The following is a 245-nucleotide window of genomic DNA, read 5'->3' as shown; positions in this document are numbered from 1 at the left end:
TACATAAAAATTAATGGGCAACTCATTCACCAAAGTATTACAAAAAAAGAATTAGTAGAAAAACTAAAACCAATGCCGGAAGGAAGCCAAATTGTGGGCATGCTTGGAGATCCCGTCTTAATTTATGATTTGGGAGATAAAGCAAAAGATTTTGATCCGAATTTGGATCCCGATGATCCCAAAGTTTTTATCGATATTGTGTTCAAAATAGATCCTAAAACCAAAGAAGAAAAGGGGATTTATTA

General features: G+C 33.5%; 1 protein-coding gene. It reads left to right on the top strand.

The features are described 5' to 3' along the window. On the top strand, positions 1-245 hold a 245-nt coding region (locus tag AC2A1G_RS20080), incomplete at both ends, for a hypothetical protein (protein WP_484048657.1).

The sequence above is a fragment of the Chryseobacterium sp. HNCC26DJ240 genome (genome assembly GCF_057180485.1).
The sequence above is the reverse complement of the archived record's forward strand: the minus strand, read 5'-3'. Positions and strand labels throughout refer to the sequence as shown.